At 64.9% G+C, this 22,275-nt stretch carries 19 protein-coding genes; 13 read left to right on the top strand and 6 right to left on the bottom strand.

Features of this window, described 5'->3' with window-relative positions; genetic code table 11:
* Positions 1-20 precede the first annotated feature (20 nt).
* Positions 21-2,114, bottom strand: coding sequence for a methyl-accepting chemotaxis protein (locus tag ACKWRH_RS41275; protein WP_445218225.1), 2,094 nt, complete (start codon positions 2,112-2,114; stop codon positions 21-23).
* A 275-nt stretch (positions 2,115-2,389) separates the two neighbouring features.
* Between ACKWRH_RS41275 and ACKWRH_RS41270 the strand changes: the two genes are divergently transcribed.
* Positions 2,390-2,545 carry a Thivi_2564 family membrane protein gene (locus ACKWRH_RS41270; RefSeq protein WP_011084288.1) on the top strand — a complete coding sequence of 52 codons (156 nt, stop codon included), beginning with the start codon at positions 2,390-2,392 and terminating at the stop codon, positions 2,543-2,545.
* 159 nt (positions 2,546-2,704) lie between these two features.
* On the opposite strand, the gene ACKWRH_RS41265 is transcribed toward ACKWRH_RS41270, so the two are convergent.
* The 3 genes from ACKWRH_RS41265 to cysD form a co-directional block, all read right to left on the bottom strand.
* Entirely contained in the window at positions 2,705-4,870 is a 2,166-nt protein-coding gene (locus tag ACKWRH_RS41265; RefSeq protein ID WP_445218224.1) for a malate synthase G, read from the bottom strand.
* Between the two features lie 410 nt (positions 4,871-5,280).
* Complete coding sequence (cysC, locus tag ACKWRH_RS41260; RefSeq protein ID WP_445218223.1) at positions 5,281-7,197, bottom strand: adenylyl-sulfate kinase; 1,917 nt, start codon at positions 7,195-7,197, stop codon at positions 5,281-5,283.
* Between the two features lie 20 nt (positions 7,198-7,217).
* Positions 7,218-8,012, bottom strand: coding sequence for a sulfate adenylyltransferase subunit CysD (cysD, locus tag ACKWRH_RS41255; RefSeq protein ID WP_028148396.1), 795 nt, complete (start codon positions 8,010-8,012; stop codon positions 7,218-7,220).
* 233 nt (positions 8,013-8,245) lie between these two features.
* Here cysD and cysG point away from each other — a divergent pair, with 233 nt between their 5' ends.
* From cysG to ACKWRH_RS41195, 12 genes are all read left to right on the top strand, one after another.
* Positions 8,246-9,670: a siroheme synthase CysG gene (gene cysG, locus ACKWRH_RS41250; protein WP_445218222.1), complete on the top strand. Its 1,425-nt coding sequence runs from the start codon at positions 8,246-8,248 to the stop codon at positions 9,668-9,670.
* Positions 9,667-9,984, top strand: coding sequence for a DUF2849 domain-containing protein (locus ACKWRH_RS41245; protein WP_028148398.1), 318 nt, complete (start codon positions 9,667-9,669; stop codon positions 9,982-9,984). Before cysG ends, ACKWRH_RS41245 begins: the two co-directional genes overlap by 4 nt.
* A gap of 11 nt (positions 9,985-9,995) precedes the next feature.
* Complete coding sequence (locus ACKWRH_RS41240; protein ID WP_445218221.1) at positions 9,996-11,651, top strand: nitrite/sulfite reductase; 1,656 nt, start codon at positions 9,996-9,998, stop codon at positions 11,649-11,651.
* Positions 11,638-12,153 (top strand): DUF934 domain-containing protein, encoded by a 516-nt coding sequence (locus ACKWRH_RS41235; RefSeq protein WP_445218220.1) that lies wholly within the window; start codon positions 11,638-11,640, stop codon positions 12,151-12,153. Before ACKWRH_RS41240 ends, ACKWRH_RS41235 begins: the two co-directional genes overlap by 14 nt.
* Positions 12,150-12,881 carry a phosphoadenylyl-sulfate reductase gene (locus ACKWRH_RS41230; RefSeq protein WP_445218219.1) on the top strand — a complete coding sequence of 244 codons (732 nt, stop codon included), beginning with the start codon at positions 12,150-12,152 and terminating at the stop codon, positions 12,879-12,881. Before ACKWRH_RS41235 ends, ACKWRH_RS41230 begins: the two co-directional genes overlap by 4 nt.
* Before the next feature lie 112 nt (positions 12,882-12,993).
* Complete coding sequence (locus ACKWRH_RS41225; protein ID WP_445218218.1) at positions 12,994-14,007, top strand: sulfate ABC transporter substrate-binding protein; 1,014 nt, start codon at positions 12,994-12,996, stop codon at positions 14,005-14,007.
* 88 nt (positions 14,008-14,095) lie between these two features.
* Complete coding sequence (cysT, locus tag ACKWRH_RS41220; RefSeq protein WP_038958851.1) at positions 14,096-14,881, top strand: sulfate ABC transporter permease subunit CysT; 786 nt, start codon at positions 14,096-14,098, stop codon at positions 14,879-14,881.
* 9 nt (positions 14,882-14,890) lie between these two features.
* Positions 14,891-15,802 (top strand): sulfate ABC transporter permease subunit CysW, encoded by a 912-nt coding sequence (gene cysW / locus ACKWRH_RS41215; RefSeq protein WP_445218217.1) that lies wholly within the window; start codon positions 14,891-14,893, stop codon positions 15,800-15,802.
* Entirely contained in the window at positions 15,792-16,826 is a 1,035-nt protein-coding gene (locus ACKWRH_RS41210) for a sulfate/molybdate ABC transporter ATP-binding protein (RefSeq protein WP_445218216.1), read from the top strand. Before cysW ends, ACKWRH_RS41210 begins: the two co-directional genes overlap by 11 nt.
* Positions 16,827-16,919: 93 nt before the next feature.
* Positions 16,920-17,423 (top strand): CAP domain-containing protein, encoded by a 504-nt coding sequence (locus ACKWRH_RS41205; RefSeq protein ID WP_445218215.1) that lies wholly within the window; start codon positions 16,920-16,922, stop codon positions 17,421-17,423.
* A 78-nt stretch (positions 17,424-17,501) separates the two neighbouring features.
* Entirely contained in the window at positions 17,502-18,677 is a 1,176-nt protein-coding gene (locus ACKWRH_RS41200; RefSeq protein ID WP_445218214.1) for a DUF3734 domain-containing protein, read from the top strand.
* A 1-nt stretch (position 18,678) separates the two neighbouring features.
* Positions 18,679-19,467 carry a 3-hydroxybutyrate dehydrogenase gene (locus ACKWRH_RS41195; RefSeq protein ID WP_445218213.1) on the top strand — a complete coding sequence of 263 codons (789 nt, stop codon included), beginning with the start codon at positions 18,679-18,681 and terminating at the stop codon, positions 19,465-19,467.
* Between the two features lie 137 nt (positions 19,468-19,604).
* Here ACKWRH_RS41195 and ACKWRH_RS41190 read toward each other — a convergent pair whose 3' ends face one another.
* Together ACKWRH_RS41190 and ACKWRH_RS41185 are read right to left on the bottom strand one after the other, a co-directional pair.
* Entirely contained in the window at positions 19,605-20,429 is an 825-nt protein-coding gene (locus tag ACKWRH_RS41190; protein ID WP_445218212.1) for a sulfite exporter TauE/SafE family protein, read from the bottom strand.
* A gap of 190 nt (positions 20,430-20,619) precedes the next feature.
* Complete coding sequence (locus tag ACKWRH_RS41185) at positions 20,620-21,987, bottom strand: flippase (RefSeq protein WP_445218211.1); 1,368 nt, start codon at positions 21,985-21,987, stop codon at positions 20,620-20,622.
* Between the last annotated feature and the right edge of the window lie 288 nt (positions 21,988-22,275).

The raw sequence follows: 22,275 nt of genomic DNA, 5'->3' as shown, positions 1-22,275 counted from the left end.
GCAGATCCGCAGCAGCAGCTTTAAGCCGCGCGGATCTTCCCCAGGAAGTCGCTGACCTGCTGGCCGAGCTGGCGGCTCTGCGTCTCCAGCGTTTCCGAGGCTTGCTTGACGTTGTCCGCCGCACCGGCGGCAGCGTCCGCGTCGGCCTTCACGCCGGTAATGTTGTCCGAGACGTTCCTGGTGCCCTGCGCCGCGTACTGCGTGCTGCGGGTGATCTCCTGGGTCGCGGCGCCCTGCTCCTGCACGGCGGCGGCGATCGCGGTGGCGACCTCGTTCACCTCGCCGATGATGCCGCCGATGGTCTGGATCGCGTTGATGGCGTCGCTCGCCACCCTCTGGATGTCGGCGATCTGCCCGGAGATTTCCTCGGTGGCTTTTGCGGTCTGGCTGGCCAGCGATTTCACCTCGGAGGCGACGACCGCGAAACCGCGCCCGGCTTCGCCCGCACGTGCGGCCTCGATCGTGGCGTTAAGCGCGAGCAGATTGGTCTGCGCCGCGATGGTGTTGATCAGGCCGACGACCTCGCCGATGCGTCCTGCGGACTGCGCCAGCCCTTGCACCGTGCCGTCGGTCTCGCGGGCTTGGTTGACGGCGCGGCTGGCAATGCCCGCGGCGTGCGCCGCCTGCTGGCTGATGTCGTTGATCGAGGCAGAGAGCTCCTCGGCCGCGGCGGCGACGCTGTCGACGCTCATGGAGGCGTCGTTGGAGGCCTTGCCGGCGATCTGAACGCGGTCGTTGGTCTGGCGCGACACGGCGGAGAGATCGCCCGAGGTCTTGCGCATCTCGCCGGAGGCCTCGCTGAGCTCGCCCAGCGTCTTGCGCACCGCGCCTTCGAACTCGCCGACATAGGCCTCGACCGCGCGCTGGCGCGCGGCCGCGCCGACATTGCGCTCGCGCTCGTGCGCCTCGATCTTGAGCTTCTCGGTCGCCTGTTGCTTGAAGGTCTCCAGCGCGCCGGCAAGCGCGCCGATCTCGTCCTGGCGGTCGAGATAGCCGCTGTCGACCGCAAGGTCGCCGCCGGCGACCTTGAGCATGGCGTCGCGGATGGTGTTGAGGGGATGGATGACGCGGCGGCTGACCAGCATGACCGCGCCGACGGCGAGGCCGATGGCGAGCGCCAGGAGTCCCAGCTGCACGATCAGCGCGCGCTGCGCGGCGCCGCGTTGCTCCAGCGTATGGACCTTTGCGCCGTCGAGAGCAGCTTCCGCCACCGCGACGGCGCTCGCCAGACGGCCGACCGTGAGCGGACTCCACTGATTGGCGGTCATCTCGGCCTTCTCGCCCTTGACCAGAGTGTCCGCGAGGCGGTCGCGCAGGGTGAGATATTGCGGCTCGAAATAAGCGGTCTTGGCCGCGGTCATGGCGGATGCGAGCGCGGTCGGCAACTGCATGCCCGAGGTCGCCAATTCCAAGGCCTTCCACATCGCAGCGGTGCCGCCGACATGTTGGGTGTAGTTATAGCGGGCCTCGGGCGTGATCTTGCCGGCGGCGAGGCCGGTCGAGACGACCAGCGAGGCTTCGCCCGCGGTGTTGCGGAGCAGCCAGGCATTCTGCTTGATCGACAGCAGCTGGTCGATCACGGCATCCTGGTGGTTGACGGTGGCGGCGAGGACGCCCGAGAGCTTGTCGAGCGTCTCGAGCAGGCCCTGCGTCGTCTCCATGTATTCCTTCGGCAGGCCGGCGCGGCGCTGGTCCTTCGGTTTGGCAACATCCTCCCAGAACTGCTTCTGCTCCTCGCCGAGCAGCTTGTAGAGCCGTGCGAGCTCCGGCACCAGCGTGCCCGATTGCGGGAAGTCGATGCTCGGCAGCAGTTCGAGCGCGCGGGCCATCGCCGGCATCTGCGCATCGCGCAGGCTTCGCAGATATTTCTCGATTTCGGAGTCCATCGGCTCGGTCGCGTTCAGCAGCCGTGACGTGGTCGAGCGGTCGGTGCGCAGATTGTGCATCGCCTTGAACAGATCGGCGGAGGCGTCGGCGATCTGCGAGATGCGGTTGGCGGTCTTGAGGCGGTCCCAGGACGCGTAGGCGGTCAGTGAAAGCGCGATCACCACACAGACCGAGGTGATGGCGATCACCGCCTTCAGCAGCGCGGACACGGTCATACGATTCAGCATCGAAGCCCCCCTAAATTCCCATTGCAAAGTTCGTCGAGACGCCCCGGCAACATCGAAAACGGAGGGGCGTGCAGATCGGCAATCGCATGCCGTTTGCGGCGCATCACCCAAACGGTTTCTGCATCTGAAACGAAAAGGGTAAAGTTTTAGGCAGGCCGGCTGATCGTAGAAGTACGTATTTACTAGAAGTTGCAGTGGGTTGCCGTGATGGAACCTGCGCGCGAGATAGGCGTTAGATCACCGTCAGACAATTTGCCTGAAGGGGGGTCCTTGCGATGCTGGTCGGTGTACTCGTCACCTTTCTCGTCGTCATTCTCGTGCTCTATCTCATCAACATGCTGCCCATGGACGGTCGCGCCAAACAGATCGCGCGCGTGGTCGTCATCATCATCGGCGTGGTGTCGCTGCTGAAATATCTGACGGTGTTTTAGCGGGGCTGGGCGCGTAGCCCGGATGGAGCGTAGCGAAATCCGGGGGGCCTGCCCCAAGCAACGCCGGTCCCGGATTGCGCTTCGCTCCATCCGGGCTACGGCCCGAAAACAAAAAAGCCCCGGCGCGAGCCGGGGCTTTGGTGCTTGAATGATCGGGCCTCAGCCCGCAGCCTTGGCCTCGCGGCGGCGCGCGGTGAGGATGTACTCGGTATAGCCGTTCGGCTGCTCGCGGCCCTTGAAGATCAGGTCGCAGGCCGCCTTGAACGCGACACCGTCGAAGGCGGGCGCCATCGGCTTGTAGATGGCGTCGCCCGCGTTCTGCTTGTCGACCACGACGGCCATGCGCTTGAGCGATTCCATCACCTGCGCCTCGGTGATCACGCCCTGGTGCAGCCAGTTGGCGAGATGCTGGCTGGAGATGCGCAAGGTCGCGCGGTCTTCCATCAGGCCGACATCGTGGATATCGGGCACCTTGGAGCAGCCGACGCCCTGGTCGATCCAGCGCACGACATAGCCGAGGATGCCCTGGCAGTTGTTGTCGATCTCCTGCTTGACGTCGTCGGGCGCCCAGTTCGACTTCGACACCGGGATGGTGAGGATGTCGGAGAGTTTTGCGCGCGGACCGCCTTTGGTCAGCTCCTGCTGGCGCGCGGTGACGTTGACCTGGTGATAGTGGAGGGCGTGCAGCGTCGCTGCGGTCGGCGAGGGGACCCAGGCGGTGGTGGCACCGGCCTGCGGATGCGCCAGCTTCTGTTGCAGCATGTCCGCCATCTTGTCGGGCGCCGCCCACATGCCCTTGCCGATCTGGGCATGGCCGGGCAGGCCGTCGATCAGGCCCATGTCGACGTTCCAGTCCTCATAGGCCTTGATCCAGGCTTGCGCCTTCATCTCGTTCTTGCGGATCATCGGGCCCGCTTCCATCGAGGTGTGGATCTCGTCGCCGGTGCGGTCGAGGAAGCCGGTGTTGATGAACATGATGCGCTTGGAGGCGCGCTGGATGCAGGCCTTGAGGTTGACGGTGGTGCGCCGCTCCTCGTCCATGATGCCGACCTTGAGCGTGTTCTCGGGCAGGCCCAGCATCTTCTCGACGCGGTCAAAAATCTCGCAGGTCAGCGAGACCTCGTCCGGGCCGTGCATCTTCGGCTTGACGATATAGGCAGATCCGGTGCGGCTGTTCTTGACCTTCGAGTTGCCCTTGATGTCGTGGATCGCGAGCAGGCCGGAGACGGCCGCGTCGAGCAGGCCTTCCGGAATCTCCTCGCCCTTGTCGTCCAGCACTGCGTCGGTGAACATGTGATGACCGCAATTGCGCATCAGCAGCAGGCTGCGGCCGTGCAGCTTGACCTCGCCCTTGCCGTCAGCCGTCTTGTAGCTGCGGTCGGCATTGAGCGAACGCGTCAGCGTCTTGCCGCCCTTCTCGAAATCGGCCGAGAGCGTGCCGTTCATCAGGCCGAGCGTGTTGCGATAGACCAGCACCTTGTCCTCGGCGTCGACCGCGGCGACCGAATCCTCCATGTCGAGGATGGTCGACACGGCGGACTCCATGATCATGTCGGCGACACCAGCGGGATCGTCCTTGCCGATCGTGCTGCTGCGGTCGATCTTGACCTCGACGTGCAAGCCGTTGTTGGCGAGCAGCACGGCGCTCGGCGCGGCCGCATCACCCTGGAAGCCCGCGAATTGATCCGCGTTCTTCAATGCGGTGGCGTTGCCGCTCTTCAGCTTCACCGCGAGCTGGCCCGCCACGACGCTGTAGGCGGTGACGTCGGTGTGGCTGCCGGTCGCGAGCGGCACGGCGGCATCGAGGAACGCCTTGGCCTTGGCGATCACCTTGTCGCCGCGCGCCTTGTTGTAACCCTTGCCGCTCTCGGCCGCGTCGTGAGGGATCGCATCGGTGCCGTAGAAGGCGTCGTAGAGCGAGCCCCAGCGCGCGTTCGCCGCGTTCAGCGCATAGCGCGCATTGGTCAGGGGCACGACGAGCTGCGGGCCGCAGATCTTGCCGATTTCCTCATCGACATTGGCGGTCTCGACCTTCTGCGTCGCCGGCTCGGGGACGAGATAGCCGATCTCCTTGAGGAACGCGGTATAGGCATTGAGGTCGAACGCCTTACCCTTGTTGGCGCGGTGCCAGTCGTCGATCTTGGCCTGCAGCGTATCGCGCACCGCCAGCAGCGCGCGGTTCTTCGGCCCCAGCTCCTTGATGATGGCGGCGACCCCGGCCCAGAACGCGTCCGGCGCGATCCCCGTTTTCGGGGCCGCTTCCTTGGCGATGAAATCGAAAAGGACGGGAGCGATCTTCAATCCGTGGGCGTCGACGCGTTTCATGATGGGCTTTCTTGTTGGAAATGGCTGTTTTTGGCTGCTTTTGACCCGACAGCAGCAAAATGCGCCCATAGGGGGCGGCTTTCAGGGCCTATTAGCCTCAAAAAGGAGGCCGTGAGAAGACCCCCAAAGGTCTGTCAAAATGTCAAGACGAGGTGTGGGAGGCAGCTCGTTTTACAAATGCTTGAGCCTGGCTTGGCGCCACGCGCACAACTGCGCTCCCTCCCCCCTTGCGGGGGAGGGCAGGGGAGAGGGGTAGCCCAGGAAAAGGTGTGTCGGAATTCGACGGAGCGGAGTGCTCGCGCTGATCGAGAGAGTCCTCGTGTGGACCCCTCTCCCTAACCCTCCCCCACAAGGGGGGAGGGAACGCACTGCATGCGTCGTTACAGCGAGTGAACCAGCGCAGAGCGCGCTCAAATATTCGCGGCGAGATCCACCATCTCGTCGAACAGCACGCCGGTGGTCTTCAGCATCCGTTCGATCTCGTCCGCGGCATCCGCAACCGAGCGAGCCGACGTGTCGATCACGAGCTCGGCAGCCTGCGGTGCTTCGTAGTCGTTGCCGACGCCGGTGAACGACGCGAGCGCGCCGGCGCGGGCCTTCTTGTAATGGCCCTTGGGATCGCGATCCTCGCAGACCTCTGCCGGCGTCGCGACATGGATCTCGCGGAACGCGGTGTCGGCGATGCGGCGCGCGGTGGCGCGGTCCTCGCGGGCCGGCGAGACGGCGGCGACGATCGCGATATGGCCGTTGCGGGCGAGATGGGTCGCGACCTCGGCGAGGCGGCGGATGTTCTCGCTGCGGTCGGCGGCGGAGAAGCCGAGATCGTTGTTGAGCCCGGCGCGCAACGTGTCGCCGTCGAGCAGGATCGGCGAGCCGCCATTGGTGAACAGCCGACGTTCCAGCGCCTTCGCCAGCGTCGACTTGCCGGACGCCGGCAGGCCGGTGAGCCAGACCACGGCGCCGTTGTGGCGGTAGCGCGCGGAGCGTTCGTCGGGCCGCAGCGCCGATTCCACCGGCACGATGTCGACCGGCACGGCGCGCTGGCCGGCATCGACCGACAACACGAGACCACCGCCGGCGATGCGCCCCGAGACTTCGATCACGAGACGGCCGGTGCGCGGATTCTCGGTGTAGGGATCAGCGGCAATCGGGCTCGAAAGGGAAATGTCGATCTCGCCGACATGGTTGCGGCCGATCGCCTTGTTCTCGACGCTCGACAGCTCGCCGGGATCGACCGCCTTCTCGATGGCGACGACGGTGGCGCGGCTTTCCTTCGGGCCGCAGCGGACCAGGAGCTGGTCGCCCTTGGCCAGCGGCTTGTCGTGCAGCCAGAAGATCCGCGCCCGCAGACGGCGCGTCTCGCGCGGTGCGGAGCCGACATGCGCGACGATGTCGCCGCGCTCGATGAACAATTCGCGGTCGAGCGTGATGCCGACCGAGCGGCCCGCGCCCTGCCGTCCCGCGACCGGCGTGACCGGCCAGCTTTCGACGGTCTTGATCTTCGCGATCTTGCCGGCCGGCATGATCACGATCTCGTCGCCGGCAATGAGGCTGCCGGATTCGATGCGGCCGGCGACGATGCGGCGGTCGTCGAACTTGTAGATCGCCTGCACTGGCAGGCGCAGGGCGAGGGCTTCCAGCGGACGCGCCGGCTCGAGCTGGTCCAGCGCCTCGACCACGGTCGGACCCTTGTACCAGCCGATCCGGTCGGTGCGCTCCGCGACGCCGTCGCCGTCGCGGGCCGAGATCGGGATCACGGCCGTCGGCGTCACGCCGAGGCCGTTGAGATGCGCCGAGATCTCGTCACTGATTTCTTTGAAGCGCTCGGCGCTGAAATCGACGCGGTCCATCTTGTTGACGACGATCGCGACCTGCTTCACGCCAAGCAGGTGCAGGAGATAACCGTGCCGACGGGTCTGGTCACGCACGCCTTCGAGCGCGTCGATGATCAGCACCGCGCCGTCCGCCTGCGACGCACCGGTGATCATGTTGCGCAGGAATTCGGCATGGCCGGGCGCGTCGATCAGCACGATGTCGCGCGAATTTGTGCGGAAGCGGATCTGCGTGGTGTCGATGGTGATGCCCTGATCGCGCTCGGTCTGGAGCGCGTCGAGCAGGAATGACCATTCGAACGGCATGCCGCGCCGCGCGCTGACGGCTTTCAACATCTCGAGCTTGCCGTCGGGCAGGCTGCCGGTCTCGTGCAGCAGGCGGCCGACCAGCGTCGACTTGCCGTGGTCGACATGACCGACGATGACGATGCGGACCTGCGGACGCGTGGTACCGTTCGGAGTGGCGGGCGAAGCGGGGGTGACGATCATGTTCATAGCCGCGTTGCGTCCTTGAATCAGAGATAGCCGGCGACGCGCAGACGCTCGAAAGCATCTTCGGTCTCGTGGTCGAGGGCACGGCCGGCGCGCTCCGGCACCTTGGTCTGCTCGAGCTCGGCCAGGATCTCGTCGATGGTCGACGCGGTTGACGCGACCGGATTGGTGATGTCCTGATCGCCCAGCGAGCGATAGCGCTTGCCGTTCTGCGAGAGATAGAGCGGGATGATCGGGATGTTCTCGCGCTTGGTGTAGGCCCAGATGTCGGCCTCGGTCCAATGCAGGATCGGATGGATGCGCAAATGCGCGCCTTGCGGCGGCGACGCATTGAAATGATCCCAGAACTCCGGCGGCTGGTCGCGGACGTCCCAATTGCCTTCGAGCCCGCGCGGCGAGAACACGCGCTCCTTGGCGCGGGTTGCCTCCTCGTCGCGGCGGATGCCGGCGATCAGGCCGTCAAAACCGTATTTGCCGAGTGCCATCTTGAGGCCTTCGGTCTTGCGCGCGGCGGAACGGGCGGCCGGCGGCAGCGTTGGATCGACGGCATCGATCGGCGGGCAGGGCTCGACGCGCAGGTCGAGATCCCATTCCTTGCCGTAATGATCGCGGAAGCGATACATCTCCGGAAACTTCTTGCCGGTATCGACATGGAGGGCGGGGAACGGCAGCCGGCCGAAGAACGCCTTGCGCGCCAGCCAGATCATGACGTTTGAGTCCTTGCCGAGCGACCACAGCAGGGCGATCTTCTTCAGGCGGCCGAAGGCCTCGCGAAAAATGTAGATGCTCTGCGCCTCGAGCTGGTCGAGATGGTCCATGCTGGGGGTCAGCCCGACTGGAATTTGCTCGGAAACGGGAGCCCGGGAGTCCCGTCCATCTGCACCGGAATCGGTCCTGAGAAGATGCATCTCTGCCACTTTGCGTTTGGAGGCGAATTTTCTATAGTTGCGGTGCAGAAGAGAAGAAAAAATTTTCTCTTTGCGCGCTCGAAACGACACATATATAGAAAATAATTCCAGTCAACCCCGGATGTGGGGGAAGCGAGTATCGCATGCGGTTCTTGCCGGTGTTCCTCGATCTCAAGGCCGGTCCGGTGGTCCTCATCGGCGCGGGTGAGCTTTTGCGCGCCAAGCTGCGCGTGCTCGCCGCTGCCGGTGCGCGCATCCGCGTGCATGCGATCGACGGCAATCAGGACCTGAGCCTCAGCTCCGACGACGCTGCGCGGATTGAAATCGCCACTGGCGATCCGCTCACCGCCGATCTCTCGGGCGTCGTTGCAATCGTTTGCGCAGGCGCGGGCGATGTCGGCGTGGCGATGTCGGTCCGCGCCAAGGCGCTCGGCCTGCCCGTCAACGTCATGGACGATCTCGAACATTCCAGCTTCATCTTCCCGGCGATCGTCGATCGCGGCGATGTCGTGGTCGCGGTCGGCACCGGCGGCACCTCGCCGGTGGTGGCGCGGCGCGTGCGCGAGAAGATCGAGGCGCTGCTGCCGGCCCGCATCGGCGAGCTCGCCGAGTTCATCGGCGGCTTTCGCAAATCCATCAACGAGCGCATCGCCGCGTTTCCGCTGCGCCGCCGCTTCTGGGAGCGCGTCATCGACGGTCCGATCGGCGCATCCGTGCTCGCGGGCCGCAACGGCGAGGCCGACGCCGCGATCAAGGCGATCTCCGATCCGTCCGCGTTCGCGCGTGCCGACAAGCCGGAAGGCTCGGTCGCGCTGGTCGGCGCCGGGCCCGGCGATCCCGACCTTCTCACCATCAAGGCGCTGCGCGCGCTCCAGGATGCCGACATCGTCTTCCATGACGAACTCGTCTCGGGCGAAATTCTCGACCGCATTCGCCGCGACACCACGCGCGTTCCGGTCGGCCGCCGCGTCGGCAAGCCCGGCATCGACCAGGACGCCATCAACAAGCGCATGATCGAGGCCGCGCAATCCGGCCAGCGCGTGGTGCGGCTGAAGGGCGGCGACCCCTTCGTGTTCGGCCGCGGCGGCGAAGAGGTCGAAGCGCTGCGCGCGGCTGGCGTCGCCTATTCGATCATTCCCGGCATCACCGCCGGGCTCGGGGGCGCCGCCGATTTCGAGGTGCCGCTCACCTATCGTCATGAAGCGACCCGCATCACCTTCCTCACCGCGCACAAGGCGCGCGATGCCGAGAACGTGGACTGGTCGACGCTGACCGACACTAAAATGACCGTCGTGGTCTACATGGGCATGACCGCGGCCCCCGCGATACGCGAAGGCTTGTTCGCGGCCGGCCGTTCGCCGGAGACGCCGGTCGGCGTGTTCGCCCGCGTCACGCGGCCGGATGCGCAAGGCGCGATCGGCACGCTGCGGGACCTGCCCGAGCTCGTGCGGCGGACCCATGGCGGTCCCGCCATCCTCATCATCGGCGACGTGGTCCGGCATGCCGGCTCACTTCGCCGCCAGACACCTCAACACATCATCTCTGACCTATTGGATGCAGCCGAATGACCTCCCCGCTTGAACAGAAGAAGATCAAAATCGCCGGCCCGTCGGTCGTGACCGCCAACCGCACCTGGGACGGCATCGTGGTTTACCGCACCGCCGCCAAGAGCTGGTCCGCGGACCTGTCGGAAGCCGCGATCGTGCGCAACTCGGACGAGGCCAAAGCGTTGCTTGCGGAGTCCGTTGCCGATGACGTCGGCGCGATCGGTCCCTATATCGCACCGGTGCAGGTTGGCGCGGACGGCAAGATCGAACCCGGCAATCTGCGCGAACAGATCCGCCGCACCGGCGTGACTATCGGGTCGTCGGTCCAGGTTTAAGGCACTCTCTTATGTATGCTTACGATGAAATCGACCGCACGCTCGTCAACGAGCGCGTCTCGGAGTTCCGCGACCAGGTGAAGCGGCGCCTTTCCGGCGAGCTCACCGAGGACGAGTTCAAGATCCTGCGGCTTCAGAACGGCGTCTACCTGCAACTGCACGCCTACATGTTCCGCGTCGCGATTCCCTATGGGACGCTGGCGTCGAACCAGTTGCGGGCGCTCGCCCATGTCGCGCGCAAATACGACCGCGGCTACGGCCACTTCACCACGCGGCAGAACATCCAGTTCAACTGGATCAAGCTCGCCGAATTGCCGGATGCACTCGCCGATCTCGCCGAGGTCGGCATCCATGCGATGCAGACTTCCGGCAACAACATGCGCAACGTTACTTCGGACCAGTGGGCCGGCGTTGCGCCCGGCGAGATCGAGGATCCTCGGATCTGGTCGGAGCTGATCCGCCAGCACACCACGCTGCATCCGGAGTTCTCGTTCCTGCCGCGCAAGTTCAAGATCGCGATCACCGCGTCGGACCACGATCGCGCCGCGATCAAGATCCACGATATCGGCCTGAAGCTGATCAAGAACGAGAAGGGCGAGACCGGCTTCGAGGTGCTGGTCGGCGGCGGTCTCGGCCGCACGCCGTTCATCGGCAAGACCATCAAGCACTTCGTCCATGGCCGCGATATCCTCAGCTACATCGAGGCGATCCTGCGCGTCTACAACCAGTACGGCCGCCGCGACAACATCTACAAGGCGCGCATCAAGATCCTGGTGCACGAGCTCGGCATCGAAAAATTCTCGCGCGAGGTCGAGGAGGAGTGGCAGCACATCCGCAACTCCTCGCTCCAGATCGACGACGAGGTGATCGAGGACATCCGCTCGCGCTTCACCTATCCGTCCTACGAGAAGCTGCCGCACAATCCGGACGAGCTGCGCCAGGCCGCGGCCGATCCTGATTTCGAGGCGTGGCGCAAGAACTCGGTGGCCCCGCACAAGGTGCAGGGCTATTCCATCGTCACGATCTCGCTGAAGCCGATCGGCGCGCCTCCGGGCGATGCCACCGCCGAGCAGATGGACGCGCTCGCCGATCTCGCCGACCGATACTCCTTCGGTGAGATCCGCGTCGGCCACGAGCAGAACCTCGCGCTGCCGCACGTCGCCAAGCGCGACCTGCCGGCCTTGTGGAAGGCGCTCGACAAGCTCGGGCTGGCGACGCCGAACGTCAATTTGATCACCGACATCATCGCCTGCCCCGGTCTCGACTATTGCTCGCTGGCGAACGCGCGCTCGATCCCGATCTCGCAGGAGCTGACGCGGCGCTTCGCCAATCACGAGCTCGCCAATCTGATCGGCCGTCTGCACATCAACATCTCGGGCTGCATCAACGCCTGCGGCCATCACCACGTCGGCCATATCGGCATTCTCGGCGTCGAGAAGAACGGCGAGGAGGTCTATCAGATCACCATCGGCGGCCGCGCCGACGAGGGCGCAGCACTCGGGACCCTGATCGGTCCCGGCGTCAAGTTCGACGAGGTCGCCGACGTCGTCGAGGACATCGTGGAAGCCTATCTGGCGCTGCGCGAGCGGCCGGAAGAGCTGTTCATGGACACGGTGAAGCGCCTTGGCGTCGAACCCTTCAAGGAGCGCGTCTATGCCACTCGTTAACGGCGGAAAAATCGCCGACGACAGCTTCGCCAAGCTGGCCGTCGACACGCCGCTGCCCGAGGGCGGCGACATCTTGGTGCCGGCCGAGCGCTTCCTGAGCGATGCGGAATTGCTGCTCGCGCGCGCCGGTAAGGTCGGGGTGATCTGGCCGAACAACCGCGACATCGCCGAGCTGGTGCCCTATCTCGGCAGGATCGCGGTGGTGGCGCTGGTGTTCCCGACCTTCCGCGACGGACGTGCCTACAGCCAGGCGCGGCTGCTGCGTGAGCGATACAATTACCGCGGCGAATTGCGTGCGACGGGTCAGATCCTGCGCGACCAGTTCGTGTTCATGCTGCGCGCCGGCTTCGATTCCTTCGAGGTCAAGAAGCAGGCCGACGCGGAAGCCTTCATGCAGACCGCGAAGCGTTATTCGGTGTTCTATCAGCCGACCGGCGACGGCCGCATCACCGCGCTGCACCGGCGGATGCAGCTGCGTCACTCCGAAGGTGTCGGCACGTGAACGCAATCGCGCCCCAGGTTTCTTCGGTGTCCACATCCGCGCTGCCCTCGGCGGCGGAGCTCGATCGTGCGCTGCGCGATGCTTCGCCTGCGGAGGTCATCGCCGCGGCGTTGAAGGCGATTGGGCGCGAGAAGCTTGCGCTGGTGTCGTCCTTCGGCACAGAATCGGCGACGCTGCTGAAGGTCATGGCCGACGTCGATCCGGCGATCCCGGTGATCTTCCTCGACACCGGCTGGCTGTTCGAGGAGACGCTGGCCTATCGCGACACGCTGATCGCGGAACTCGGCTTGAAGGACGTCCGCTCGATCAGGCCTGCCGAGGAGACGCTGTCGCGCGAAGATCCCGACCGCGACCTCTGGTTCTCCGATCCAGACGCCTGCTGCCGCATCCGCAAGGTCGAGCCGCTGGCGCGTGCGCTGAAGCCGTTCGATGCGTGGCTCAATGGCCGCAAGCGCTTTCAAGGCAATGCGCGCACCGACATTCCGGTGGTCGAGGACGATGGCGCGCGGTTGAAGTTCAACCCCTTCGCCAATGTCTCGCGCGAGGAACTCGAAGCCATCTTCGTCCGCGCCAAATTGCCGCGTCATCCGCTGGTGGAGTCCGGTTTCCTGTCGGTTGGGTGTATGCCTTGCACCAGCAGAACGGCCGAGGGCGAGGATGCGCGCGCCGGTCGCTGGCGCGGTCGAGCCAAGACAGAATGCGGCATCCACACGATGAAGACTTCGTAGCACAGTCGAGCTGTCCGGCTACGAACAAGAAAATCCGGTTCCGTTGACTTGAGAGCGTTTCGCCCCGAGTTATGCCCGCGTGCCATCGATGACGATGACGTCGTCGAGGTGAATGGAGATGGACATGATGCGCCGTATCGTTCCGCTCGCGGCAGGGCTGCTCTTGACTGGATTGTTGGCAAGCTCGGCTCTCGCCGCTGACATCAATCTCTTGAACGTGTCGTACGATCCGACGCGTGAGCTCTATGCCGAGTTCAACAAGGCGTTCGCGAATGCCTATCAGAAGGAAACCGGCAAGAGCGTCGAGATCAAGCAGTCGCATGGCGGCAGCGGCTCGCAGGCGCGTGCCGTGATCGACGGATTGCAGGCCGATGTGGTGACGCTCGCGCTTGCCTATGACATCGACGCCGTCGCGAACAAGGGCCTCACCGCGACCGACTGGCAGAAGCGCCTGCCGCAGAATTCATCGCCCTATACCTCGACCATCGTGTTTCTGGTGCGCAAGGGCAATCCGAAGGGCATCAAGGACTGGGACGATCTGCTCAAGACCGGTGTCGCGGTGATCACGCCGAACCCGAAGACCTCCGGCGGGGCGCGCTGGAATTATCTCGCTGCCTGGGGCTTTGCCCAAAAGAAATACGGCTCGGCCGACAAGGCCAAGGACTTCATCGGAAAGCTCTACCAGCAGGTGCCAGTGCTCGACACCGGTGCGCGCGGCGCCACCGTGACCTTCGTCGAGCGCGGCGTCGGCGACGTGCTGCTGGCCTGGGAGAACGAGGCCTACCTCGCGCTGAAGGAATTCGGTCCGGAGAAGTTCGAGATCGTGGCGCCGCCGCAATCGATCCTCGCCGAGCCGCCGGTCGCGATCGTCGACAAGGTTGCCGATAAAAAAGGCACCCGCAACGCGGCCGATGCCTACCTCCAGTATTGGTATACCAAGGAAGGCCAAGAAATCGCCGCGCGCAATTTCTATCGTCCGCGCGACGCAGAGATCGCCAAGAAGTACGCAAACTCCTTCGCCAAGGTCGAACTGTTCACGATCGACGACGTTTTCGGCGGCTGGACCAAGGCGCAGAAGGAACATTTTGCCGACGGCGGCGTCTTTGATCAGATCTACAAGAACTGATCGGGCGCCGTCTTAGGAGGCTATAGCAGGGGGCCTGGTGAGCGCAGTTGCAGCACGACGACGGACACTACCGGGCTTCGGTCTCACGATGGGACTGACGCTTTCCTGGCTGTCCATCATCATTCTGATTCCGCTTGCCGGGCTGTTCCTGAAATCGCTGGAGCTGAGCCCCGAGCAATTCTGGAACATCCTGTCCAGCCGCCGCACCCTCAACGCCTTGCGCGTCTCCTTCGGCCTCGCCTTTGCGGCGGCCTGCGTCAATCTCGTCATGGGCAGCATCATCGTCTGGGCGTTGGTGCGTTACCGCTTCCCCGGACGCCGGTTGTTCGACGCCATCGTCGACGTGCCGTTCGCGCTGCCGACGGCGGTCGCCGGCGTCGCGCTGACCGCGCTGTTTGCCGAGAAGGGCTGGCTGGGTGCGCCGCTCGCCGCGCTCGGCATCAAGGTGGCGTTCACGCCGATCGGCATCTTCGTCGCCATGATCTTCATCGGTATCCCATTCGTGGTGCGCACCGTGCAGCCGGTGCTCCAGGACCTCGACCCCGAGATCGAGGAGGCCGCGGGCAGCCTCGGCGCCAGCCGCTGGCAGACCATCATCCGCGTGATCCTGCCCTCGCTCGGACCGGCGCTGCTCACCGGCCTCGCGCTCGCCTTCGCCCGCGCGGTCGGCGAATACGGCTCGGTGATCTTCATCGCCGGCAATCTGCCGAACGTGTCCGAAATCGCGCCGCTCCTGATCGTGATCCGGCTGTCCGAATTCCGCTATGCCGACGCGACCGCCATCGCCGTGGTCATGCTCGTCGTCTCCTTCGTCATCATCTTCGCCGTCAACCGGCTCCAGCGCTGGGCGCAGAGCCGGATCCCGGCGCGCTGAGGGCAGATCATGACGATGCAGATCGCAGATTCCGTCTCGCTGCCTTCGACAGATGCGCGCGCACGTGCGCACGCCGCTGCGGCACGCGACAGCCTCCGCACCGAGCCGCCCGCAATACGTATCGCCATCATCGCGCTGGCGGTGATCTTCCTCAGCGTCTTCGTCGTGCTGCCGCTGGTTCTGGTGTTCGCGCAGGCCTTTTCGAGAGGCGTTCTCGCCTATTTCTCTGCGCTTGCCGAGCCGGAAGCGCTGGCTGCAATCAAGCTGACGTTGATCGTGGCGGCGATCTCGGTCGGCCTCAATCTCGTATTCGGCCTCGTCGCGGCATGGGCCATCGCCAAGTTCGAGTTTAGCGGCAAGACCTTCCTGATCACGCTGATCGACCTGCCGTTCTCGGTGAGCCCGGTGATCTCGGGCCTCGTCTTCGTGCTGCTGTTCGGCGCACAGGGCTATTTCGGCAGCTGGCTTAGGGATCACGATATCCAGATCCTGTTCGCGGTGCCCGGCATCGCGCTCGCCACCACCTTCGTGACCTTCCCGTTCGTGGCGCGCGCGCTGATCCCCCTGATGCAGGAGCAGGGCACGCAGGAAGAGGAGGCCGCGATCTCGCTCGGCGCCTCGGGCCTGCAGACTTTCTTCCGCGTCACCCTGCCCAACATCAAATGGGGCGTGCTCTACGGCGTCCTGCTCTGCAACGCGCGCGCGATGGGCGAATTCGGCGCCGTGTCGGTGGTATCAGGACACATCCGCGGCGAGACCAACACCATGCCGCTGCTGGTCGAGATTCTCTACAACGAGTACCAGTTCGTCGCTGCGTTTGCGATCGCCTCGCTGCTGGCGATGCTGGCCCTGATCACGCTGATTGCCAAGACCATTCTCGAACGTCACCTCGACGAAGGACACGACGCAAGTGACCATTGAAGTCAGGAATCTCGTCAAGCAGTTCGGCAGCTTCAAAGCCCTCGATGGCGTCGATCTCAAGGTCGACAATGGCGAGCTGCTGGCGCTGCTCGGTCCGTCCGGCTCCGGCAAGACCACGCTGCTGCGCATCATCGCCGGCCTCGACTGGCCCGATTCCGGCGAGGTCTCCTTCAATGGCGAGGATGCGCTGACGCAGGGCGCGCGCGAACGGAACGTCGGCTTCGTGTTCCAGCACTACGCGCTGTTCCGCCACATGACGGTGTTCGAGAACGTCGCCTTCGGCCTGCGCGTGCAGCCGCGCGCCAGCCGAAAGGAGGAGTCCACCATTCGTGCGCGCGTCAAGGAGCTGCTCGATCTCGTGCAGCTCGACTGGCTCGCCGACCGCTATCCGAGCCAGCTCTCCGGCGGCCAGCGCCAGCGCATCGCACTCGCCCGCGCGCTCGCGATCGAGCCGCGCATCCTCCTGCTCGACGAGCCCTTCGGCGCGCTCGATGCCAAGGTCCGCAAGGAGCTGCGCCGATGGCTGCGCTCACTGCACCATGAGATCAACGTCACCTCGATCTTCGTCACCCACGACCAGGAGGAGGCGCTCGAGGTCGCCAACCGCGTCGTGGTGATGGACAAGGGCAGGATCGAGCAGATCGGCTCGCCCGACGACGTCTATGAAAGCCCGGCGACCGCCTTCGTCCACGGCTTCATCGGCGAATCCATCGAGCTGCCGGTCCAGGTCGAAGGCGGCGTCATCAGGCTCGGCGACCGCCCACTCAATCTTGCAGCAGATGGCTTGGTGTCTGGCGCGTCAAAACTGTTCGTGCGGCGACATGACATGCTGGTCGGCCCGCCCGGAAGCGGTGCCTTCGAAGGCGCCGTGCAGCACGTCCGGAATTTCGGCCCGGTGCAGCGGGCCGAGGTGGCGCTATCCGGCGGCGAGACCATCGAGATCGACGCCCCCCGCGACAGGGAACTGCGCGCCGGCGACACGATCGGCCTCGAGCCGCGCCGCTACCGGATATTTGCCGGCTAAGCGCCTTGGCCAAAAGCTCAAATCTTCCTCAATATTCACCTTTCAGCCACGGTTGGTATGCAACAACGGCCCGTCATTTGGGGGCCCCTGAACATGCGCGCTGCGGCCGCGATATCAATTGCTTTGCTTCTCGCCGGCTGCGCCGGCAGTGAAGCACCGGTCCAGCAGCCGTCCATGTATACCGACATGTCGGTCCCGGGCTCCAAGCTCGACGCGCCGGCGGCAGCGATCATGATCTCGCAATACCGCCAGAACAACGGGCTCGGCACCGTCTTGGTCGACCCCGAACTGATGCGGCTCGCCGAATCCCAGTCCCAGGCCATGGCCGCGGCCAACAAGATGGACCATGACGTCCGCGCCCCGCTGGCCAAGCGCCTCAGCGCGGGCGGCTATCCGGCGACGGTGGCGGTCGAGAACGTCTCGGCCGGCTATCATACGCTGGCGGAAGCGTTTTCCGGCTGGCGCGACTCGCCTCCGCACCGCGCCAACATGCTCAAGAGCGGTGTCACAAAACTGGGCATCGCGGCGGGCTATGCTCCCGGCACCAAATACAAGGTGTTCTGGACCATGATCCTGGCCTCGACGGACCCCCGATAAGCCAGACTTGATCCCGGGATGCATTGACGCCGCGGTGGACTGTCGCCACGGTGGCTTGCCTTTTGCTATTGTTCCCAGATGACCGATCATAGCCCGGAAGTCGCAACAGTCCCCGCGAAGGCGCAACGCGTCCTGGTCCTCCAGGGCGGCGGCGCGCTCGGCTCCTATCAGGCCGGCGCCTACCAGGCGCTGTGCCATTTCGACTTCGAGCCGGAATGGGTCGCCGGCATCTCGATCGGCGCGGTCAACGCCGCCATCATCGCCGGCAATGAGGGACACACCCGCATCACGCGGCTCAAGGAATTCTGGGAGATGGTGTCGGCGCCGGTGCCGTGGAAGCCGATCGGCAAGAGCGATCACAGCCGCGAGCTGTTCAATTCGACCAGTGCCGCATTGATCGCGACCTTCGGCGTACCCGGTTTCTTCACGCCGCGCATTCCGCCCGCGCCGCTCTGGCCGCCCGGCAGCAAGCAGGCCGAGAGCTATTACGACACCGCGCCGCTGAAGAAGACGCTGGAGCGCCTGGTCGATTTCGACCGCATCAACGATCTGAAGACGCGCCTGTCGGTCGGCGCCGTCGGCGTCACCTCGGGCAACTTCAAATATTTCGACAATTACGAGTTCAAGAAGCTCGGCAAGACCATCGGCCCCGAGCACATCATGGCCTCCGGTGCGCTGCCGCCGGGCTTTCCGTCCGTCGTGATCGAAGGCGAGCACTACTGGGACGGCGGCATCGCCTCCAACACGCCGCTCGACTACGTGCTCGATGCCGAGCTCGCTCGCGACATGCTGATTTTCCAGGTCGATCTGTTCAGCGCCCGCGGCGATCTGCCGAATTCGCTGCTCGAGGCGACCGAGCGCGAGAAGGACATCCGCTTCTCCAGCCGTACGCGGATGAACACCGACAAGAACAAGCAGATCCACAACGCCCGCAGGGCCGTACGCGACCTGATCGGCAAACTGCCGGACTATCTGAAGAACGACCCGTCCGTCGAATTCCTCGCGAAGGTGTCGCGCGAAAGCACCGTCACCGTGGTGCACCTGATCTATCGCAGCAAGAACTACGAATCCTCGTCGAAGGATTACGACTTCTCGCATGTCGCCATGGTCGAGCATTGGGAAGCCGGCGTGCGCGACGTGCATCTGTCGATGCGCCATAAGGACTGGCTCGAGCGGCCGCAGTCCGGCGAGACCATGGTGACCTACGATCTCACCGGGGACGTCACCGCGCCCCCGCCAAAAAGGAGCGAATAATATGGGTAGTCTGTCAGGCAAGAACGCCGTCGTGACCGGTTCGACCAGCGGCATCGGGCTCGCCTATGCGCGCGCCTTCGCCGCCGCCGGCGCCAATGTCGTCATCAACGGCTTCGGCTCGCCGGAAGACATCGAGAAGGAGCGCGCCAAGATCGAGTCCGACTTCGGCGTGAAGGCGGTGTATTCGTCGGCCGACATGACCAAGCCCGCCGAGATCGCCGGGATGATCGAACTCGGCGAGAAGTCGTTCGGCTCCGTCGACATCCTCGTCAACAATGCCGGCATCCAGTTCGTCTCGCCGATCGAGGAATTCCCGGTCGAGAAGTGGGACCAGATCATCGCGATCAACCTGTCCTCGGCCTTCCATGCCATCCGCGCGGCGGTGCCCGGCATGAAGAAGAAGGGCTGGGGCCGTATCATCAACACGGCGTCGGCGCACTCGCTGGTCGCCTCGCCCTTCAAGTCCGCCTATGTGTCGGCCAAGCACGGCATCGCCGGACTGACCAAGACCGTGGCGCTCGAGGTCGCGACCCACAAGATCACCTGCAACTGCATCAGCCCCGGTTATGTCTGGACGCCGCTGGTGGAGAAGCAGATCCCCGACACGATGAAGGCCCGCAGCCTCACGCGCGAGCAGGTCATCAACGACGTGCTGCTCGACGCGCAGCCGACCAAGGAGTTCGTCACCTCCGAGCAGGTCGCAGCGCTCGCGCTGTTCCTGTGCGGCGACGATGCCGCGCAGATCACCGGCACCAACCTGTCGATCGACGGCGGCTGGACGGCGGAATAACGACTGGTGTCATGCCCCGCGAAAGCGGGGCATCCAGTACGCCGCGGCGTCTCGGCTCAATCACAGCTGTCTCTGGAATACTGGATCGCCCGGTCAAGCCCGGCGATGACAGTGAGAGTGGGACCCGGTCCTTGGGCCTAATGCGTCCAGGCCAGCGCCGTCACGATCGCGGATGACAGGTTCAGCTCCGCGAACATGATCTTGCCGGCGACCACGAACAGCACGCAGGCAAGCGTCAGGCGCAGCACCGTCTCGGGGACGCGCGTCGCACTGAGGCTGCCGACGATGATGCCGGGCAACGAGCCCAACAGCAGCACGCCCATCAGGGCCCAATCCACATCGCCAAGCGCCCAATGTCCGATGCCCGCGACCAGCGTCAGCGGCACCGCATGCGCGATGTCCGAGCCGACGATGGTCGCCATCGGCAGGCGCGGGTAGAGCAGCAGCAGCACGGTGACACCGACCGCGCCGGCACCGACCGACGAGATCGACACCAGCACGCCGAGCACGATGCCGGTGACGACGGTCGCGATCGCGGTGGTGCGCTCATTGACCTGCTCGAGGCGCTTCCGATAGCGCTCCATGAGGGCCTTGCGGAAGATCAGCGAGGTCGCGGTCAGCAGCAGTGCAAAGCACAGCACCAGATTGACCAGGCTGCGCTCGGAATCGCTCTTGAGGTCGAGCTTCCACAGCACGAGCAACGTCAGCGCGCTCGCCGGGATGCTGCCGCAGGCGAGCCGCAGCACGGCGGGCCAGTGCACGCTCCGCGACCAGCCATGCACCACGCTGCCGCCGGTCTTGGTGGCAGCGGCATAGAGCAGGTCGGTGCCGACGGCGGTGGAGGGGTGGATGCCGAACAGCAGGATCAGCAGCGGCGTCATCAGCGAGCCGCCACCTACGCCGGTCATCCCGACCAGCAGGCCGACGCCAAATCCGGAGGCGACATAGAGCGGATCAATCATGTCTGGGGAATCTTAGGTTTATCTCGTCGGTTGAGCAATACGACGTAGAATAAAATTTCCCTGAAGCGCAACCGCTTGGGCTGAATAAGAAAAATCTTGCTGCGGACGGCGGACGGGTAGGGGGTTTCACTCGCCGCCGCGCAAGGCGCGAAACAGCCATTCTCCAGGCCGGCAACCGGGGTGGCAGCGCCTATTTGCCAAACGCCAGCACGTGCAGGCCGAGCCGCTGGCGCACGATCCAAAACAGCAGCACTGTCTCGAATGTCAGCGAGATCGAGGTCGCGGCCGCGGCGCCGTGACCGCCGAAGCGTGGCACCAGCGCGATGCAGAGCACGAGGTTCATCACGAAGGCCAGCGCGTAGGCCAGCGCGCAGATCTTCTGCTGGCCGAGCATGTTGAGCAGGCGCTCGACCGGTCCAATCGCGGCGCGCACCACGAGGCCGATCGCGGCGACGAACATGATGTCGTAGCCGACCGTGAATTGCGGGCCGAACAGCCAGAGCAGCGGCTTGCCAAGCGCAAGCAGCACGATGGTCGCTGCCAGCGACGGCCAGAACGTCCAGTTGATGGCATGCGCGACATAGGCCGACAGGCGCGCCTTGTCGCCGAGCGCGTTGTACTCGGCGAAGCGATGCGCCGTGGTCGCCGACATCGCGTAGTGGATGAACGAGACCAGGGCGAGCGTCTTCACCACCGCGAAATAGACACCGACCTCGTCCGACGGGCGGAACTGCTGAAGCACCAGCACGTCGGTATAGGACAGCAGCAGGTAAAAGCTCTCGACCAGCAGGATCGGCAGCGAGACGGCGAGCCAGCCGCTGATGTCGTAGGTCTTGGGGCCGGGCTCGATGTGATCGGCGAGCTTGCGGTTCAGCACCACCATCTGCCCGGTCATCGCGATCCACACCGCGCCGGCGCTCGCGACCATCGCGGCGACCGCGCCGAGGTGATAGCCGAGCAGGAAGGCAGCGGCCGTGATGCCGATGATCAGCGCCTGGCGGATGATGAACTGCGGCATCAGGCCGAGCTGCATCCAGTCATGCGAGCGCGCGATGCCGTCCTGGGTGTTGGCGACGACGAAGGCGGGCAGCGTCATGCAGCCGATATAGAGCGGCAGCACCTCGGCCGGATCGATCCAGGGCGAGAGCAGCTTGACGATACCGGCGAGCCCCAGCGACACGAGCGTGGACGCGGCAAAGGTCAGCCAGCGGCTGCCGGAGAGAAAGCCGCGCAGCAGCGCATGTTCGCCGCTGGTGCGATATTCGGGAATGATCTTTTGCGCGGAGGCCGAGATGCCGAAGTCCATCATGCTGCCGAGCAGCAGCACCCAGGTCCAGACATAGACATAGATGCCGTAGTCGGACGTCCCCATCCAGCGCGCGAGCAGAACCTGCGAGAAATAGGCGAGGCCCGCGCTGATCACCCGGATGATGAAGATGGTGCCGGCCAACCGCCGCGTCAGCGACGCTTCGTTCGACCCGCCCGTCAGCTTCGCGCGCAGCCGCGCGATGAGGCCGGCAGGTCCGGTCGTTGCGGGTTCTGCATCCATCACGGCCAATTCGAGATCCCCAGGGCGTCCGTATCAGGCGCCCCGCATGCTGCGGCAGGCCTGATGCGGTAGCCCTCGGGGATTAGCAACCATTCGTTAAGATTCGGTTGGGTGAGGCATGCTGCCGCTCCACCCTCGCTGTCGACCCCGCGAAAGCGGGGACTCATAACCCCAGGGAGAAGTTGCGGGGCGAGCTGGTAACTCCGAGTCTTCGCCAAACCCTTCCCTGTGGTTATGGGGTGCGGATCTGCGCTGCGCTTTTCCGGGACGATAACTGAAGGTTAGGCGCCAGCAGCG

This window comes from Bradyrhizobium sp. Pa8, assembly GCF_052588265.1.
Note: the sequence above shows the minus strand (reverse complement) of the source record. Positions and strands in the feature narration are given on the sequence as shown.

Coding starts and splice junctions, on each gene's coding strand:
- ACKWRH_RS41275 (WP_445218225.1), bottom strand. CDS start 2,114: ATGCTGAATCGTATGACCGTGTCCGCGCTGCTGAAGGCGGTGATCGCC.
- ACKWRH_RS41270 (WP_011084288.1), top strand. CDS start 2,390: ATGCTGGTCGGTGTACTCGTCACCTTTCTCGTCGTCATTCTCGTGCTC.
- ACKWRH_RS41265 (WP_445218224.1), bottom strand. CDS start 4,870: ATGAAACGCGTCGACGCCCACGGATTGAAGATCGCTCCCGTCCTTTTC.
- cysC (WP_445218223.1), bottom strand. CDS start 7,197: ATGAACATGATCGTCACCCCCGCTTCGCCCGCCACTCCGAACGGTACC.
- cysD (WP_028148396.1), bottom strand. CDS start 8,012: ATGGACCATCTCGACCAGCTCGAGGCGCAGAGCATCTACATTTTTCGC.
- cysG (WP_445218222.1), top strand. CDS start 8,246: ATGCGGTTCTTGCCGGTGTTCCTCGATCTCAAGGCCGGTCCGGTGGTC.
- ACKWRH_RS41245 (WP_028148398.1), top strand. CDS start 9,667: ATGACCTCCCCGCTTGAACAGAAGAAGATCAAAATCGCCGGCCCGTCG.
- ACKWRH_RS41240 (WP_445218221.1), top strand. CDS start 9,996: ATGTATGCTTACGATGAAATCGACCGCACGCTCGTCAACGAGCGCGTC.
- ACKWRH_RS41235 (WP_445218220.1), top strand. CDS start 11,638: ATGCCACTCGTTAACGGCGGAAAAATCGCCGACGACAGCTTCGCCAAG.
- ACKWRH_RS41225 (WP_445218218.1), top strand. CDS start 12,994: ATGGAGATGGACATGATGCGCCGTATCGTTCCGCTCGCGGCAGGGCTG.
- cysT (WP_038958851.1), top strand. CDS start 14,096: ATGGGACTGACGCTTTCCTGGCTGTCCATCATCATTCTGATTCCGCTT.
- cysW (WP_445218217.1), top strand. CDS start 14,891: ATGACGATGCAGATCGCAGATTCCGTCTCGCTGCCTTCGACAGATGCG.
- ACKWRH_RS41205 (WP_445218215.1), top strand. CDS start 16,920: ATGCGCGCTGCGGCCGCGATATCAATTGCTTTGCTTCTCGCCGGCTGC.
- ACKWRH_RS41200 (WP_445218214.1), top strand. CDS start 17,502: ATGACCGATCATAGCCCGGAAGTCGCAACAGTCCCCGCGAAGGCGCAA.
- ACKWRH_RS41195 (WP_445218213.1), top strand. CDS start 18,679: ATGGGTAGTCTGTCAGGCAAGAACGCCGTCGTGACCGGTTCGACCAGC.
- ACKWRH_RS41190 (WP_445218212.1), bottom strand. CDS start 20,429: ATGATTGATCCGCTCTATGTCGCCTCCGGATTTGGCGTCGGCCTGCTG.